The sequence below is a fragment of the Spirosoma arcticum genome (assembly GCF_054779955.1).
This window is the reverse complement of the sequence record NZ_BAAGXG010000004.1, coordinates 243,270-259,036: the sequence shown is the minus strand read 5'-3', so window position 1 is coordinate 259,036 and position 15,767 is coordinate 243,270. Positions and strand designations below refer to the sequence as shown.

The window sequence follows — 15,767 nt, the reverse complement described above, 5'->3', positions numbered from 1 at the left end:
TCCGCCGTGCAGGATCTACTCGCTCCGTAAACTCGTCACCGGGTTCATCAGGGCGGCTTTGACGCTCTGATAGCTCACCGTGAGGAAGGCAATTGCTACCGCCAGTAAACCCGCCACACCGAAGATCCACCAAGTCAGTTCGGTCTGGTAAGCGAACGTGCCAAGCCATTTGCTGACCGCCCACCAGGCCAGCGGAGAAGCCAGCACCAGCGCAATCAGAACCAGCCGCAGAAAGTCGGTTGATAACAGGGTTACAATACTGGCCACACTCGCACCCAGCACTTTACGAACACCAATCTCTTTGGTCCGTTGCTCAGCAGTGAAGGCAGCTAACCCGAACAAACCCAGACACGAAATCAGGATGGCCAGCAAGCCGAAGTAGTTGACTAAGGTGCTGACCTGCTGCTCGGCATTGTACAACTTTTCATAATCTTCGTCCAGGAAATGGTAGGTGAAGGGGTAGTTGGGGTTAAACTGCTTCGTGAGTTTTTCTAAATCAGCGATGACCTGTCCGGTTTGTCCGGTGCGGGTTTTGACAAGCAGCAACTCATTTCCCTGCGGACTATACATCAGAACCAGCGGACTGATGGCCTCGTGCAGTGATTTGAGGTGAAAATCTTTCACTAGGCCCACCACGCGTCCTTTGCCCCGCCAGAATTTAATTTCTTTACCCAACGGGTCCGGCATACTCATCAGTTTAGCAGTGGCCTCGTTAATAATGTAATTCGCAGAATCGGCCAAGCTACTCGTCCTGAAATCACGACCAGCGAGAAGTTTGATGTTCATTGTTTTGAGGAAATCTCCGCCTACTCCCATCGGCGCGACGCTGGTTTCCATACCGGGCGTTTTACCGGGCCATTCCAAATCGCCCGACGAGCCCTGAATATTGATAGGGAGGTCACTTGTCGTTGTGGCTGATGCAACCGAAGGCAGTCGCATTACTTCCTGTCGGAAGGCTTCTACTTTTTTGGATTGGGCAATCTCTCCTTCCAGCGGAATATAGACCACGTTTTCTCGGTCGAGACCGAGGTTTTTAGTGCGCAGATAATTCATCTGCCGACCAACGGCCAGCATGCCCACAATCAGGAATACAGACAGTACAAACTGAAACACCACCAGCGTTTTTCGGAACAAAGCCGGGCCAAAACCAAACTGAAGGCGACCCCGTAAAATCTTGATGGGCTGCAAACCTGACAAAAACAAAGCTGGGTAGCTGCCCGACAGGAAGCCCGCAACCAGTACCAGAACCCCAATGATGCCCCAGCCTGTTGGCTCTGCCAGATTGAGTGTCAACTGCTTCTCAAACACGGCGTTAAAAGTAGACAGCACCAGCCAGACCAGCCCCAATGCCAGCCCAACAGCCAGCAAACTCGTCAGTATCGACTCGCTCAGAAACTGTCCAATCAGCGACGACCGTCCGGCTCCGACTACCTTGCGAACGCCCACTTCTTTGGCCCGCGTCGCCGAGCGGGCGGTAGCTAAGTTCATGAAGTTGATACAAGCAATGAGCAGAATGAATAGCGCCACGATGGAGAAGATACGCACGTACTCGATGCGCCCGCCAACGGGTCTGCCGTTCTTGTAGTCACCGTACAGATGCATATCCGTGATGGGTTGCAGAATCGGTACACCCGCTCCGCCATTTTTGTCGGCATAACGCGGATAAATACCGGCCATTACAGTTTCGGCCTGTGCCTGAGTGGTGTTGGGTTTTAGGCGCACAAACGTTCTAAACGAATTGTTGCCCCAGGTTTTCATCCAGTCCTGTTCCTGTACTTTCCAGTTAACAAGCCAGTCGAAATGAAGTGTTGAATTGGTTGGCAGGTCTTCGATAACGGCCCCGACAATGTAAAATTTATCGTTGTTAAGTTGCAGGGGTTCACCTAAAGCCAAGCCGTTCGGGAAGTATTTTTCGGCCAGTTTCCGGGTAATTACAATCTGATTGGTTTGTGCCAAAGCCGCTTTGGGGTCGCCATAAACAGCCGATAGGTCGAACACGTCGAAAAACTGGTCGCTGACGAACTGCCCACGTTCCTTACCAGCCTTCCTGCCAACCAGGCCGTTGGTTACGTTAACGAGCGTTTCGTTTTCCCAGGTCATTTTGGTACTTGCCACTACCTGCGGAACACTTTGGGCAATGGCTCCCTGTAAGGGACCGGGCGTAGGGAAGTTTGTGCCGATCTCGCCGGTGTTGGAATTGGTGTAATTGACCCGCACGAAATACACGTTTTCCGCATCAGGCAGGAAGCGGTCGTAACTCATCTCGTCGCGCACCCACAGGCCAACGAGCAGCGCGCACGCCATGCCCAGCGCCAGCCCGAAAATGTTGATGCTCGAATAGAGTTTGTGCTTCAACAGACTCCTAACGGCGATTTTGAGGTAGTTGCGGAACATGGCTTGTCTGATTTTCGGTTGAATGACCTATGAGTTAGCTTACCCGGCTTAGGGGCTTATCTTTTGGGTCCGTCGTAGCCAGAATCATGCAGAAACTTTTCGGCGTTTTCGTCGGCCAGGTTTAGACCAATCATGTGATTCAACGCTTTCTTTTTGTTCCTGGCCTTTTCATAATAGCTCTTACAGATTTGGTACCCTACAAAATAGCCTAAATCCCGGCTCGACTCTCCGTCAATTTTTCGCACCTTGTATAGCCAACCTCGGTCTCCATTAAACTCCTGATTCATCTCTTCCTTAAACTCCGTCCAAATTTGTTGCTCATGTTTTAAGCCAAATGCTATGTAGCCGTCGGGCGTAAGCTGGTCTAACCGTTGCCCCAACAGTAACTCCGCTACGAAATCTGCCATACCTTCCATGAGACACGGACCGAGCAGATTTTTGTGCGTGGCCTCGTACTTCTTCATGAGTGTTGTATCACCTGTTAGCTTGGCAAAATTTCGCTGATCGTATTGCTGCGTGTGTGTAAACTCATGAAGCACCAAATAAACCGACCAGTTAGGCCTGGCACTCGCGGCTACTTCGGTGCCTATGTAAACGGTATGATCGCGTATCGTACCGCCTGAATTACCAATTCCGACGCAGAAGTATATATCGCCGTCGCGAAAGTCAGGATAGTATCTTTTGAAGAGAGCAACCTTCTTTAAAATCTCAGATTCCTGATCGAGGACAGAGAGTATCTGCGGTCTTTTTTTTGCCAAATCTTCTTTATTGCTCTCAATGTACTTCCTCCATTTTTGAGTATTTCCACCCCTCAAATCCATGAACTCCTTCAGTCCCGAACTGGCTTTGTCAACGTAAAGCCGTTGAATGAAATCAGCCTGTTTTATGGTGTCGGTAGTTGTCATTACACTGTCGAATGCCGCATAAAAACGGGGTAAATCTTCGGTGTGTAATTTTATCTGTCCGTGTACATTGGCAGCAGCAGATAGTAAAAGAAGGACAAATACAAGACGTAAATTATGCCTGTTCATCTGACGTAACTTGTTACTAATTTGCTTTCAATTGTGTGACATTACCAGCCGCTATTTCCGAATTCATTCGGTAGCTTAATCCGGCAGTTCAGACGTTCCGGTCAGACATGAAAGTTCTCAGTCACTACTTTGCCGTCAAATAGGTTCACGATCCGGTGGGCAAAACCGGCGTCATACGGGGAGTGCGTGACCATGATGATCGTCGTGCCTTCGTCGTTCAGCTCACCTAAGAGTTTCATTACTTCCTCCCCATTTTTTGAGTCAAGGTTACCCGTCGGTTCATCGGCCAGAATCAGCTTGGGTTTGGCCACCACCGCCCGCGCAATGGCCGTGCGTTGCTGCTGACCGCCCGACAGTTGCTGCGGGAAGTGATTACGCCGGTGCATGATGGCCATACGCTCTAAGGCGGTTTCAACGCGCGTTTTACGTTCCTCAGCGGGCGTTTTCAGGTACAGCAACGGCAGTTCCACGTTCTCATACACCGTCAGTTCGTCGATCAGGTTGAAGCTCTGAAACACGAAGCCAATAGAGCCTTTGCGAAGCTGCGCCCGCTGCCGTTCGGTCATTTTGGCAACCTCAGTGCCGTAGAAATTGTACTCGCCCTCACTGGGATTGTCGAGCAGGCCGAGGATGTTGAGCAGCGTCGATTTACCGCAGCCCGATGGGCCCATAATGGCCACGAATTCGCCGTCTTTGACATCCATATTGATGCCGTTCAGGGCGGTGGTTTCTACCTCTTCCGTAGCGAAGAGTTTCTGGAGGTTAATGGTTTGGATCATAATTGATTATGGACCGCAGATCATTATGATTCTTAAGACAAAAATTGATCTTTTTAAATCTTAAAAATCATAATAATCTGCGGTCTATTGTTCGGTTAAAATTCTAAAACTTCGTTATCACCAAAATTCTCGTAGCTGCTCGTAATCACCTGTTCGCCGGGTTGCAAACCTTCCAGTACCTCGTAGAATTCGGGGTTCTTGCGGCCCAGCGTAATGCTGCGTTTTACGGCCCGCTTGCCCGACGACTTATCCACTACGTAGACCCAGTTGCCGCCCGTGTCGGAGAAGAAGCCACCCACGGGCAGCAGCGTGGCTTTGGCCGCTTTGCCAAGCTCCAACTGAATTGGCGACGATTGTCCGCGCTTGATGCCGTCGGGTGTTTTAGCGGGGAACGTCATATCAACTTCAAACCGGCCACTGCGTACTTCGGGGTAGACGCGCTTGATTTCCAGTTCGTGCGTTTTACCGTTGAATTCAAATGACCCTTTCAGCCCCGGAAACACGCGGCTAATGTAATGTTCATCGACACCCACGCGCATTTTGAAGCCGTTCAAATCGTCGATCTGCCCAATGTTCTGACCCTGGTTGATGTTGGAACCCACTTCCACGTCGATACTCGACAACTGCCCCGAAACCGGCGCTTTCACGACTAAGTTGTTCAACGTTTGCTGCCAGAGCGATACGTTCTTCTGCGTCCGGGCGAGGGTGCCCTCCAGCATCTGAATCTGCGTTTTGGAGTTCTGTTCCTGGTACTTCTGCGACTCGGCTTCGATTATGCGCTGCTCCACTAACCGCTCATAATCCAGCTTGGCTTTCATATAATCCTGCTCCGAAATCACCTTGTCTTTGAATAGCCTGGACTGCCGATCAAATACATCTTTAGTCTGATTGATCTGAAAATCGAGGTCGGACAGTGTCTTGCGGAGCGAGTATCGTTCCACGCGCAAGCGCTGCCGGGTATTCTGCAAATCATTTACGAGCCGGTTCGCTTCCGTTTCGGACTGTAGGAAATTAAGCCGCAGGTTCTGATTTTCCAGTCGCAGCAGCACATCACCCTGCTTCACGGTCGTGCCGCCTTCCACCAGCTTTTGGGTGACATAACCGCCCGCGATGGCATCGAGCCGGATGGTTTTGAGTGGTTGCACCACCCCCGTAACGGCAATGAAATCTTCGAACGGTCCCGTCGATACGTTAGATACGGTGATCTTATCTTTTTCGACGTTTAGTTTCGAGCGTCGGTCGGCAAAGAAAATTGTGTAAGCCAGCAGGCCAGTTAGCAGTACACTGCCGCCGGAGAGCGCAAGGCGCTGGTTGGTCCAGAAACGTTTGGGTAAGGCGCGATCCATGTTCAGATAAAGAGCAAAAGAGTGAAAGAATGAGTGAGCCAATGTGGCGTCTGGCTCATTCGTCGGTAGGGGTAAAGCTAATGCCGTGCCATATTTATTTCTGTACTGATAATGAATGATTTAGCTATCATCTGCATCTTATAAGTTGTCCGCTTTCGGACAAAATCTGTCCGCTTTTAGTGCTCAGCTACTCGTTCACTAACTGACACCACCACATACGGCAACAGCGTTCCGGCCCGCGTGTCGCTATTCAGAAACGCATACGTCAGTTTGCTGACGTGGTAGTACGGAAACACCGCCACCCGTTGAACGCTAAGCCCCCGCGTCGCCAGCGAGTCAGCAAACTCGGCGCTGGTAAATACCCGCTGCGGGCCGCGTTGTACATGAACCCGCAGGGCCGAGTCGGAGCGAACGTACTGAGTTGGGCCGCTGGCGTAAAACTCATACGACCAGAAACTGCCTCCGCCAACACCCGTGCCGGGCATGTATAACAGCGTAGGACGCAGCGCCGTACCGGGCTGATCGTTCACATACCGGGCGGCCGTCATGCCTGCCTGATACGGCATAATTGTTGGGTAGATGAGCAGATTCAGGACACACGCCAGTAGCAGCAGGACACCCACCATCCGGCCCAGCAGCGAGAGCAAAACCGTCCGCCGGAACAGAAAAGACGTAGCTGCGACAAGCGTGCTGATCCACACGAGCGAAACAGTCATCCGGGCAGGTTCGACAAGCACAACCAAACCAATAGCGCAGACGATTAATAGCCAACCAAGAATAGTCTGCCCAATGGTCCACCGGCGCAGCGCAGTCGGCGTCAGGCTGACCAAGAACTGCGCCGTCAGAATAGCGAAGAATGGAAACACGATGTTCATGTAGTGCGGTAACTGAAAGCCCGACAGCGAAAACAACACGAACGTTGCCAGCCCCGACCCCAGCGATACATATTCGGGCTGAGCCATGCGTCGTTTAATCAGATCGGCCAGCATCTTGCCCACGCCGACGTAAAGCGGCAGCGACCACGGCAGAAACGCCCACAGCAGCGTGTGAACGAAGAAAAATTTGTCGCCCCTTCCTTTGATCGGCCCCGTATTGAAAAACCGACCAAACTGGCTGTCCCACAAAAAAAAGCGGATGCCGGATACATTTCTTGCTCCAAAAACAATCTTTTCCGGGTGCCCATCAAACTGCTGATACAGGCAATAGATCTCGGGCAGCGTGAACAGCAGCGACAGCCCAATAGCCACGTACCAGCGCGGCTGCAACAGTTCGCGCCACTGCCCCGTCAGCAACCAATGAACCACCAGCCCCGCCCCAATCGGCACCAGCACGAACACACCTTTGGTCATCAGGGCGCAACCCGTCAGAAGGGAGCCGAGGAGGAGATTGCCCCAACCCCTCCCCGTGAGCGAGGGGCTGAAAGAACCCGGATGTTTTAGCCCCTCCCTCACGGGGAGGGATGGAACGGTCGGCTGCTGCCGTGGGGTAAGTTGCCAAAAATGATACACCGCCCCCATAATCAACCCCATCAGGTACGGCTCAGCCCGTACGTCGACATTGGAGAGCACACCATGAAAAGCCGTCAACAACACCAGTGCGGCTACCTGGGCAACGAGTTTGGGGTATAGCAGCCGGGCAAATCGGTAGGTATAAACCACGCCCGCCAGAAAAAACAGTAGCGCGGGGAATTTGTAAGCAAACGTGTTGATGCCGAAAATCCGAAAACTCACAGCCATCACCCAAAATGGAAAGTGCGGTTTGTCGAGCCAGTCGGTGCCAACGGCGTAGAGGTTGACAAAATCGCCCGACTGCGCCATTCCTTTGGCAATGTTGGCATACAGTGCACCATCGGGTTCCAGGATTGGAGGAAACAGGCCGGTGGCGTTCAGTAGGACACCGGCAGTGGCCAGCGCATAGAACCAGCGATTGGGAAGAGGTGACGGAATAATGCGTTGTTCAGAACCGGACATCTGTAAAAAGGACCTACTTATTAATACCGTCAAAGTACGCAGGAAAACCCCAATATGCCGTTGTCGATGGAAGAGCGTGCAACATTCCACCTCACCCAATTATCTTTGACCTATGCAAGATGCCAAACTTCTCATTGTCGACGACGACCCCGACGTATTACTGGCGGCCCGGCTGCTGCTCAAGCGGCACGTTGGTACGGTAGACATCGAGAAAAACCCCGAAAAACTGCCGTTTCTGCTCAATAATAACCGCTACGACGCTATTGTGCTGGACATGAATTTTCAGCGCGATGTGAGCAGCGGACGCGAAGGATTCGCTTGGCTCGACCGCGTTTTAGACATTGACCCCAACGCACGGGTTGTGCTCTTCACGGCCTATGGTGACGTTGAAATGGCCGTTCGTGCCATTAAAGCCGGTGCGGCCGATTTTGTGCTGAAACCGTGGCAGAACGACAAGTTTCTGGAGACCATCCGGGGCGCTATCAATAAGGGGGGCGGTAGTGCGCCAACCACTGAAACCGGTAAACAAACAACCCGCAACGGCGTTGGCGGAGCGAAACAGACCAACATCATTGGCTCGGCCATGCGCCCCATTCTGGATACGGTGGAGCGCGTGGCCCCAACGGATGCCAACGTGCTGATTCTGGGTGAGAACGGCACGGGTAAGGACCTTATTGCGCGGGTCATTCACGAGCAGTCGGCCCGACACACGGGACCTTTTGTGAGCGTGGACGTGGGCGCACTGACTGAAAGCCTGTTCGAGAGCGAACTCTTTGGCCACGTTAAGGGGGCCTTCACCGACGCCCGCGACGACCGCGCCGGGCGGTTTGAAGAAGCAACCGGCGGCACCATATTCTTAGACGAAATTGGCAATCTGACGCCCGCCCAGCAGGCCAAGCTCCTCACCGTTTTGCAGCAGCGGCAGGTGACGCGTGTAGGCAGCAACAAAGCCCGGCCGGTAGACGTGCGGCTCATCTGCGCCACCAACGCCGACCTGACTGAACGGGCCGGAGGGTCAGCAGGATTCCGGCAGGATTTGCTCTACCGCATCAACACCATCGAACTGACCCTGCCCCCCCTGCGTGAGCGCCCGGCCGATGTTGGACCGCTGGCCGAGCATTTTGCGAAGAAGTACGCCAAACAGTACAACCGGCCGGTGGCGTCAATCAGTACCGCGCTCCTGGCCGAAATGAAGCAATACCGCTGGCCGGGCAACGTTCGGGAGTTGCAGCACGCCGTGGAGCGGGCCGTTATTCTGGGGCAGGGAAAGACGCTGGAGCCGGGCGACTTTGTATTCCGGAAGGATGCTTCGGCAACGTCGTCGCCGGTGAACGAGACGCTGCAATTAGAGGATATGGAACGGCAGTTAATTCAGCAAACGATGCAGAAATACCGGGGCAGCATCACCGATGTGGCGCGGGAGCTGGGCCTGTCGCGGCAGGCACTGTACCGGCGATTGGAAAAGTTCGGGCTGTGAGTCCATTCATCAACTGCATTGCCTTTGTTCTGACACTCATAAGCGTCTGACAGGCTGATTAAGACCGACACGATGGAAGAAATTGCGTTTATAATGAAGCTTAAGCCGGGCACAGAGACTGAATACGAACGTCGGCACGATGAAATTTGGCCTGAGCTGTCGGCGACCCTGACCGAAGCGGGCATTCGCGACTACTCTATTTACCTCGACCGGTCCACCGGAACATTATTTGCCGTGCAGAAGCGACTGGCAAGCCACACCGCCGATGCGTTACCGATGTTGCCTCTGATGCAGCGCTGGTGGGCGTACATGGCCGACCTGATGGAAACCAACCCTGACTTCTCACCAATGGTCACACCCTTGGAACGAGTATTTCGCCTGGATTGAACGGAGCTGCGTCACGCTACCTTTCCTAACTCTTCGGCAATGGCTTCCTGCGCCAGTTGTACGACAATTTCGGGCGTTTGACCGGCCGGTTCGATGCCGGGCAATACCGTCCACGACATTGACGAAAATGACCGCAGCGGAAACAGCCCTTTGGGGTTGAAGCGGCCCGTGCCCCGAATTACCACCGGCACAACGAGCGCATCCGGTGCCCGTTTGAGCAGTACCGCTAAGCCCCCCGTGGCAAACGGTCGCATCTGCCCCGTCGCCGACCGCGTTCCCTCCGGAAAAATCACGGCTGCGTGTTTCTTCTGCTGAATGTGTTTCCCCAGGCGGGCAATTTCGGAAATGGCCTGCTTGGCATCGTTGCGGTCGATGAGGGCAGCCCCGCTTTTGCGCAGGTTATAGGAAATGCCGGGAATGCCGTGCGAGAGTTCAATTTTGGAGACGAAAATGGGGGTGTGCCGACGTAAAAACCAGATAATCGGTGATATGTCGAACATGCTTTGGTGGTTAGCTACGAAGATAATCGGTCGGTCGGTGGGCAGGTCGGTCAGCGGCCGGTAGGCAATCCGGCTTCCGGTCAAATACCAGCCGTAGGCAATGAACGCGTTCATTACATCTACCGTTTTCTTGTGGGCGTCTTTACCAAACAAATGAAAGGCGCCAACCTGAAAGACATGAAACACCAGCAATACCAGACTAAAGTAAAGCAGGTAAACACCGCTCAGGACGTAATTGAGTAGTTTTTTCATATAAGCTGTTCCAACACCGCAGCCATTAATTTTGGGTCAAAAGTAGCAATCAGTGGCTTTTTGTTCGGCAGAAAAAGGTAAACCTCGCTAAATCTGCCCTTTGTTTTAACCGTACCTTGTCAATGATTAGATCAACTATTTACTCTTTATTGATTTTAACATGAGCTTATCAGGCAGCCGTTTGGACGTAATGCGTTTCGTCGGCGAAAAAATAGATACGTTGATGGGTGACTACCTCAAACCCGTCGAAACCAACTGGCAACCAACCGACTTTCTGCCCGATCCTACGCAGGAAAACTTCTTGGATGAGGTCAGGCTGCTGCGCGAAAGTACCCGCGAACTGCCCTACGACTACGTAGCCGTGCTCATTGGCGACACCATTACCGAGGAGGCCCTCCCCACCTACGAATCGTGGCTGATGGATATGGAGGGCGTCGATCAGGGTGAAGCGAATGGCTGGAGCCGCTGGATTCGGGGCTGGACGGCCGAAGAAAACCGCCACGGCGACCTGCTCAACAAGTTCCTGTACCTGTCGGGGCGGGTGAACATGCGGGCCATGGAAGTATCGACGCAGTACCTCATTGCCGATGGATTCGATATTGGCACGGGCCGAGATCCCTACCGCAATTTTGTGTACACCTCGTTTCAGGAATTAGCAACCAACGTCTCGCACCGCCGGACGGCCACATTAGCCAAACAGGCCGGATGTACGCAACTGTCGAAGATATGCGGGGTCATCGCATCCGATGAGATGCGCCACGCCAAAGCGTATAAAGCGTTTGTGAACCAGATTTTCGAGGTCGACCCGTCGGAAATGATGCTGGCGTTCGAGGATATGATGCGCAAGAAAATTGTGATGCCCGCTCACTTCCTGCGCGAAACGGGCGTTAAAATCGGGCAAACGTTCAGCCACTTCTCCGACGCAGCCCAGCGCATGGGCGTTTACACAACGCAGGATTATATCGACATTGCCGACGCGCTGCTGACCGACTGGAACATTGCGGCTCTGACCGATCTGAACGACGCCGGGCAACGCGCCCGCGACTACCTCATGGCGCTGCCGAACCGCCTGCGCCGGGTGGCCGAGCGCACCAAAGTACCCGTGCTCGAATACCCGTTCAGTTGGATTGCCTAAGAACTATGACGAACGCATGACTCGTTTCGCCTTCGGCCTTGGCTGGCGTATTGTCACCATCGTTGTCCTGACGGGTGCGATAGTGACACTATACATGCGCCAAACAAACCTATTCTGGCTGTTCCCATTATTCATTATCCATTTTTCATTATCCATTAACCTGTACCAGTACGTCACGGGGCTGAACCGCAAACTGACCCGTTTTCTGGAATCGGTGCGGTACTCGGATTTTACGGTCGCTTTTCGCGCCGACAGCAACATGGGGCCGTCCTTTCGCGACCTGAACGATCAGTTTAACGAGGTGCTGGATGCGTTTCGGGTGGCGCGGGCCGAAAAAGAAGCCAACCTCCACTACGTCAACACCATCGTTCAGCACGTCAGCGTTGGCCTGCTCACGTTCGACGCAGCCGGGCAGGTCGAGTTGGTCAATCAAACGGCGTTGCGGTTGCTGGGGATCTACCGGCTCCGCACCCTCACCGACCTGAACGCCACCCACCCCGACCTGGCCGGGCTGCTCCGGTCGGCCACCAGTGCGTCGGCCCCGGTTGCGTATCAAACCGGTACAGACGGCGAATTGTCGGTTCGGTGCACGGCCGTGCGGCTGCGGGGACGGCTGGTTACGGTGGCGTCGCTGCAAAACATCCGCTCTGAGTTGCAGCAGCGCGAACTGGACGCCTGGCAGAATCTGACCAAAGTGCTGCGCCACGAGATCATGAACTCCATTACGCCGATTGTGTCGCTGGCGGGTACCATGCGCGATATTGTGGAGACGGATCTGGCCAAACCCGTTGCCCACGACCCCCAACTGACCGAATCCGTCAACGACCTGCGCGACGCCCTGACCACCATTGAGCAGCGGGGCGCGGGCGTCATGCAGTTCGTGGATGCGTACCGCCACTTTACCACGATTCCGCAACCCGTTTTTGGCGATGTATCGGTCGAGAATCTGCTGCGAAACGTCGCCCAGCTCGCCCAGCCCGACGCACACAAAAGCCGCATAACCATCACGACTGCGTCGCCGAATTTAACCATCCGCGCCGATACAGGTCAGATTGAAATGGTGCTCCTAAACTTAGTCAAAAACGCCGTGGAGAGTTTGGATAATACCGCAACCCCGGCTGTGCGGCTCGAAGCCGCCCCCGACGGTCCGCACGTTGTCATCCGCGTGTCGGACAATGGGCCGGGCATTGAGCCGGAAGCCTTAGAGCAGATTTTTATTCCGTTCTACACTACGAAGAAAACCGGTTCAGGAATTGGGCTGAGTTTATCGCGCCAGATCATGCAACTCCACGGGGGCCAGCTCACCGCCGAGTCCACGCCGGGTCAGGGCAGCACGTTTAAGCTGGTGTTTTAAGACTTTTAGCTATACTTGCGACGAAACGACAATTAATATGATAAACCCCGTATTGGCTAATGCGTTGCCGACTGTTACCCGTATTCTGCGGGAGAACGGCGTGAAACGGGCGTATGCATTTGGTTCCGTTTGTACGGACCGCTTTAACGAAGACAGTGATATTGATTTGCTCATCGCCTTCGATGAATCGTTGGATCCAGTACGTTACGGCGAAAATTATTTTGTCATCGCTGATGCATTGGAGTCTGTACTAAAACGACCAGTCGATTTGGTAACGGAACGGTCATTACAGAACCCTCACTTTATTGCCACAGTAAATAAGACAAAAACGGCTATTTATGAGTGAGGAAGTCCGTAAATGGCTATCTGATATAGCTGGCGCAATTGAAAATATAGACATTCACCTCAACGGCGAACGTGATTTCGTAGTCTACCAGGCAAACATTACTATCCGGCGGGCTGTCGAACGCGAGTTGGAGATCATTGGCGAAGCCATAAATCGAATTCTGAAAGTTGACAGCACTATTGCTATATTCAATGCCCGGCGTATCGTTGATCTACGGAATCGCGTAATTCATGCTTACGATGCAGTGGATGATGTCATTGTCTGGAGCGTCGTTATAAGAAGTTTGCCTGGCTTAAAACTCGAAATTGAACAGTTGCTGGCGGACGCATAATCACGCCGAAGCCATTAAAAACAGATCCGGCCAGCGTTCGTGCAGTATATTGGTTAGTGTCCGCAAGCCCCACTCCTCGCTCCGGCGATGCCCCACGGCAACTACGGCGATGCCCGTTTCGTCGACCGCTTCCTGCGCCGACGGTCGGTATTGACCGGTTAGGTACAGGCCCGCGCCACGCCCGGCTGCTTCGTGGATGAGCGCATCGTTCATCGCGCCTACCACCGCAACGCACCCGACCGTCGTTTGTCGGCCCGATTCGGCCCGGTCACAGCCACCGAATAGCAGTTGCGTTTGGCGAATCCAGTCCTGCACATGCTGGTCCTCGGCCTCGACCAGCATTCCAATGGGTCGTTGGAGCAGCAGTTCGCCGGTTGCGCGGGTGGCCTGTTTATAACCCAGCGGTTCGAGTGAACCATTAGCTCCGAGTTGGGTAGCCAGCCGGGGGTTGTAGCTCATTGTCAGGTGCTCATCGAACGGTAAATGATTGTAGATAACGCCGATGTCGGGTGGCAACGTGGTCGGGTCGAGTTGCCACGGGCGGTGCAGCCACAACGCATCAAACTGATTATCAATGACCCAGGTCAGCAATTGAGGAAACGGCTCCAGCGCCAGACCAAACCGCCGAACGGGTCGCCCGGACGCTTTATAAACGCCCCCCTGCTCACTGTCCGGGTAGCGGTCAACAGCGAACTCGTTCCGTAAGAAATCGACAATATCGTTGAGTGAAACAGGCTGAACATTCATAATTGATCCCACAACTTCAGTTGTGGGCTGATAAATTCCTTATGCTCGTTCTCTAACAAATGGCGACTGAACACGTACACAGGCCATAAACGCCAATAAGCTGACCGTTTACTCAATACAGTTTGGTGGTTTACAACGCTTTTTAATACGTTTGCAGTCTCAAAGCGCTATACGCCGATGAAGCTCCCCTGCTAAAGCCCTCCGTGGGCTTTCTTCTCCTCCAGTTTCTGCCGCCCGTCCGGGTGGTCACGCTTTCCTTTCTTCATCGGTCCACTACCGACTCTTATCGGGTTGTGGTTTAGTCTTTTCATTCAATGACCAGATTCTTTCGGTTATTTCTGGCCGCATTGCGCGGTTCGGAGACCAATTTCACGTCCGGCAGTATCAACCGGGCCATTTTCATGTTGTCCGTACCCATGATCCTCGAAATGGTTATGGAGTCCTTATTCGCCGTTGTCGACATATTTTTCGTAGCTAAAATTGGTTCTGAAGCGGTAGCCATAGTGGGCCTGACAGAGTCGGTGCTGACGCTGGTTTACTCGGTAGCCATTGGACTCAGCACGGCTGCCACGGCGCTGGTATCCCGGCGCATCGGTGAAACGAATGCGCGCAAAGCGGGTACAACGGCCGGACAAGCCATTCTCGTATCGGTTGTAGTGGCGCTGGTAATGGGTTTGCCGGGAGTACTCTTCGCCGAGTCGATTCTGCGGCTGATGGGCGGCAACGCGCAGTTAGTCGCTAACGGTTCTGGCTTTACCCGGATGATTTTCGCCAGCGCACCAGCCATTGTTTTACTTCACACGCTGAGCGGCTGTTTGCGCGGGTCGGGCGATGCATCGGTGGCCATGCGGTCGCTGTGGTTAGCCAACGGCGTCAACATCGTGCTATGTCCGGTGTTCATCTTCGGACTGGGGCCAATTCCTGCGCTGGGTGTGCTGGGGTCAGCCGTGGCCACGACAACTGGCCGAACCATTGGCGTTTTGTATCAACTCTACGCCCTGACGCGCCGGAGCGGGGCCATGCAGATTCGCCGGGCTGACTTAACGCCTGACTCCGGCATTATCCGCAATCTGTTGACGGTAGCGGCTGGCGGCACAGGGCAGTTTCTGATCGGGTCGGCCAGTTGGGTGTTTCTGACGCGGGTCGTGTCCACCTTTGGCAGTGAGGTTGTGGCGGGCTACACGATTGCCATCCGAATTCTGATCTTCACTATCCTGCCTTCGTGGGGAATGGCCAACGCAGCCGCCACACTGGTAGGTCAGAATCTGGGGGCGGGTCAGCCAGAACGGGCCGAAACATCGGTTTGGCGGGCGGCTTTGTGCAACATGGTTTTCCTGTTGCTGGTTGGCATACTGTTTTACACCGGTGCGCACGAAATCGTTGGCCTGTTCGACCGCACACCGGGCGTGGTAGCCGTGGCGGTACAGTGTCTGCGAGTATTCTGCATCGGCTACGTGGCGTTCGCGTATGGCATGGTCGTTAGCCAGGCGTTCAACGGCGCGGGCGACACCCGAACGCCGACGCTCATTAACATCGTGTGTTTCTGGATGCTCGAAATTCCGCTGGCCTACACCCTGGCCCACTCGTTGAACTGGGGGCCGTCGGGCGTATTCTGGTCGGTAGCAATCAGCGAAACGCTCCTAGCCGTTATCTCAATCTGGGTGTTCCGGCGCGGCCATTGGAAAACGGTTCAGGTTTAGGCGGAAAGGGGTCGTTAT

General features: G+C 53.9%; 14 protein-coding genes. 7 read left to right on the top strand and 7 right to left on the bottom strand.

What is annotated here, in order from left to right; genetic code table 11:
• Nucleotides 1–15 precede the first annotated feature (15 nt).
• From ACYVHB_RS10880 to ACYVHB_RS10860, 5 genes are all read right to left on the bottom strand, one after another.
• Nucleotides 16–2,394 (bottom strand): ABC transporter permease, encoded by a 2,379-nt coding sequence (locus ACYVHB_RS10880; RefSeq protein ID WP_461051750.1) that lies wholly within the window; start codon nt 2,392–2,394, stop codon nt 16–18.
• A 56-nt stretch (nt 2,395–2,450) separates the two neighbouring features.
• Nucleotides 2,451–3,425, bottom strand: coding sequence for a gliding motility protein GldB-related protein (locus tag ACYVHB_RS10875; RefSeq protein ID WP_461051749.1), 975 nt, complete (start codon nt 3,423–3,425; stop codon nt 2,451–2,453).
• Between the two features lie 101 nt (nt 3,426–3,526).
• Nucleotides 3,527–4,204: an ABC transporter ATP-binding protein gene (locus tag ACYVHB_RS10870; RefSeq protein WP_461051748.1), complete on the bottom strand. Its 678-nt coding sequence runs from the start codon at nt 4,202–4,204 to the stop codon at nt 3,527–3,529.
• A gap of 95 nt (nt 4,205–4,299) precedes the next feature.
• Entirely contained in the window at nt 4,300–5,550 is a 1,251-nt protein-coding gene (locus tag ACYVHB_RS10865) for an efflux RND transporter periplasmic adaptor subunit (RefSeq protein ID WP_461051747.1), read from the bottom strand.
• A 176-nt stretch (nt 5,551–5,726) separates the two neighbouring features.
• Entirely contained in the window at nt 5,727–7,520 is a 1,794-nt protein-coding gene (locus ACYVHB_RS10860) for an ArnT family glycosyltransferase (RefSeq protein ID WP_461051746.1), read from the bottom strand.
• A gap of 112 nt (nt 7,521–7,632) precedes the next feature.
• On the opposite strand from ACYVHB_RS10860, the gene ACYVHB_RS10855 reads away from it, so the two are divergent.
• Both ACYVHB_RS10855 and rhaM read left to right on the top strand, forming a co-directional pair.
• Entirely contained in the window at nt 7,633–8,997 is a 1,365-nt protein-coding gene (locus ACYVHB_RS10855; RefSeq protein WP_461051745.1) for a sigma-54-dependent transcriptional regulator, read from the top strand.
• Between the two features lie 72 nt (nt 8,998–9,069).
• Entirely contained in the window at nt 9,070–9,384 is a 315-nt protein-coding gene (gene rhaM, locus ACYVHB_RS10850; protein WP_461051744.1) for an L-rhamnose mutarotase, read from the top strand.
• An 11-nt stretch (nt 9,385–9,395) separates the two neighbouring features.
• On the opposite strand, the gene ACYVHB_RS10845 is transcribed toward rhaM, so the two are convergent.
• Complete coding sequence (locus tag ACYVHB_RS10845; protein WP_461051743.1) at nt 9,396–10,136, bottom strand: lysophospholipid acyltransferase family protein; 741 nt, start codon at nt 10,134–10,136, stop codon at nt 9,396–9,398.
• 160 nt (nt 10,137–10,296) lie between these two features.
• Between ACYVHB_RS10845 and ACYVHB_RS10840 the strand changes: the two genes are divergently transcribed.
• From ACYVHB_RS10840 to ACYVHB_RS10825, 4 genes are read left to right on the top strand one after another with little or no spacing between them, the layout of a single operon-like run.
• Nucleotides 10,297–11,271 (top strand): acyl-ACP desaturase, encoded by a 975-nt coding sequence (locus ACYVHB_RS10840; protein ID WP_461051742.1) that lies wholly within the window; start codon nt 10,297–10,299, stop codon nt 11,269–11,271.
• A gap of 16 nt (nt 11,272–11,287) precedes the next feature.
• The gene (locus ACYVHB_RS10835) at nt 11,288–12,625 is read left to right on the top strand and encodes a sensor histidine kinase (protein ID WP_461051741.1); all 1,338 of its coding nucleotides are present in this window, start codon (nt 11,288–11,290) and stop codon (nt 12,623–12,625) included.
• Between the two features lie 37 nt (nt 12,626–12,662).
• Nucleotides 12,663–12,971 carry a nucleotidyltransferase family protein gene (locus tag ACYVHB_RS10830; protein ID WP_461051740.1) on the top strand — a complete coding sequence of 103 codons (309 nt, stop codon included), beginning with the start codon at nt 12,663–12,665 and terminating at the stop codon, nt 12,969–12,971.
• A complete protein-coding gene (locus ACYVHB_RS10825) occupies nt 12,964–13,302 on the top strand; it encodes a HepT-like ribonuclease domain-containing protein (RefSeq protein ID WP_461051739.1) in 339 nt (112 codons plus the stop codon). Before ACYVHB_RS10830 ends, ACYVHB_RS10825 begins: the two co-directional genes overlap by 8 nt.
• On the opposite strand, the gene ACYVHB_RS10820 is transcribed toward ACYVHB_RS10825, so the two are convergent.
• The gene (locus tag ACYVHB_RS10820) at nt 13,303–14,049 is read right to left on the bottom strand and encodes a Nif3-like dinuclear metal center hexameric protein (RefSeq protein WP_461051738.1); all 747 of its coding nucleotides are present in this window, start codon (nt 14,047–14,049) and stop codon (nt 13,303–13,305) included.
• Between the two features lie 314 nt (nt 14,050–14,363).
• Here ACYVHB_RS10820 and ACYVHB_RS10815 point away from each other — a divergent pair, with 314 nt between their 5' ends.
• Nucleotides 14,364–15,749, top strand: coding sequence for an MATE family efflux transporter (locus ACYVHB_RS10815; protein WP_461051737.1), 1,386 nt, complete (start codon nt 14,364–14,366; stop codon nt 15,747–15,749).
• Nucleotides 15,750–15,767: the final 18 nt, after the last annotated feature.

Coding starts and splice junctions, on each gene's coding strand:
- ACYVHB_RS10880 (WP_461051750.1), bottom strand. CDS start 2,394: ATGTTCCGCAACTACCTCAAAATCGCCGTTAGGAGTCTGTTGAAGCAC.
- ACYVHB_RS10875 (WP_461051749.1), bottom strand. CDS start 3,425: ATGAACAGGCATAATTTACGTCTTGTATTTGTCCTTCTTTTACTATCT.
- ACYVHB_RS10870 (WP_461051748.1), bottom strand. CDS start 4,204: ATGATCCAAACCATTAACCTCCAGAAACTCTTCGCTACGGAAGAGGTA.
- ACYVHB_RS10865 (WP_461051747.1), bottom strand. CDS start 5,550: ATGGATCGCGCCTTACCCAAACGTTTCTGGACCAACCAGCGCCTTGCG.
- ACYVHB_RS10860 (WP_461051746.1), bottom strand. CDS start 7,520: ATGTCCGGTTCTGAACAACGCATTATTCCGTCACCTCTTCCCAATCGC.
- ACYVHB_RS10855 (WP_461051745.1), top strand. CDS start 7,633: ATGCAAGATGCCAAACTTCTCATTGTCGACGACGACCCCGACGTATTA.
- rhaM (WP_461051744.1), top strand. CDS start 9,070: ATGGAAGAAATTGCGTTTATAATGAAGCTTAAGCCGGGCACAGAGACT.
- ACYVHB_RS10845 (WP_461051743.1), bottom strand. CDS start 10,136: ATGAAAAAACTACTCAATTACGTCCTGAGCGGTGTTTACCTGCTTTAC.
- ACYVHB_RS10840 (WP_461051742.1), top strand. CDS start 10,297: ATGAGCTTATCAGGCAGCCGTTTGGACGTAATGCGTTTCGTCGGCGAA.
- ACYVHB_RS10835 (WP_461051741.1), top strand. CDS start 11,288: ATGACTCGTTTCGCCTTCGGCCTTGGCTGGCGTATTGTCACCATCGTT.
- ACYVHB_RS10830 (WP_461051740.1), top strand. CDS start 12,663: ATGATAAACCCCGTATTGGCTAATGCGTTGCCGACTGTTACCCGTATT.
- ACYVHB_RS10825 (WP_461051739.1), top strand. CDS start 12,964: ATGAGTGAGGAAGTCCGTAAATGGCTATCTGATATAGCTGGCGCAATT.
- ACYVHB_RS10820 (WP_461051738.1), bottom strand. CDS start 14,049: ATGAATGTTCAGCCTGTTTCACTCAACGATATTGTCGATTTCTTACGG.
- ACYVHB_RS10815 (WP_461051737.1), top strand. CDS start 14,364: ATGACCAGATTCTTTCGGTTATTTCTGGCCGCATTGCGCGGTTCGGAG.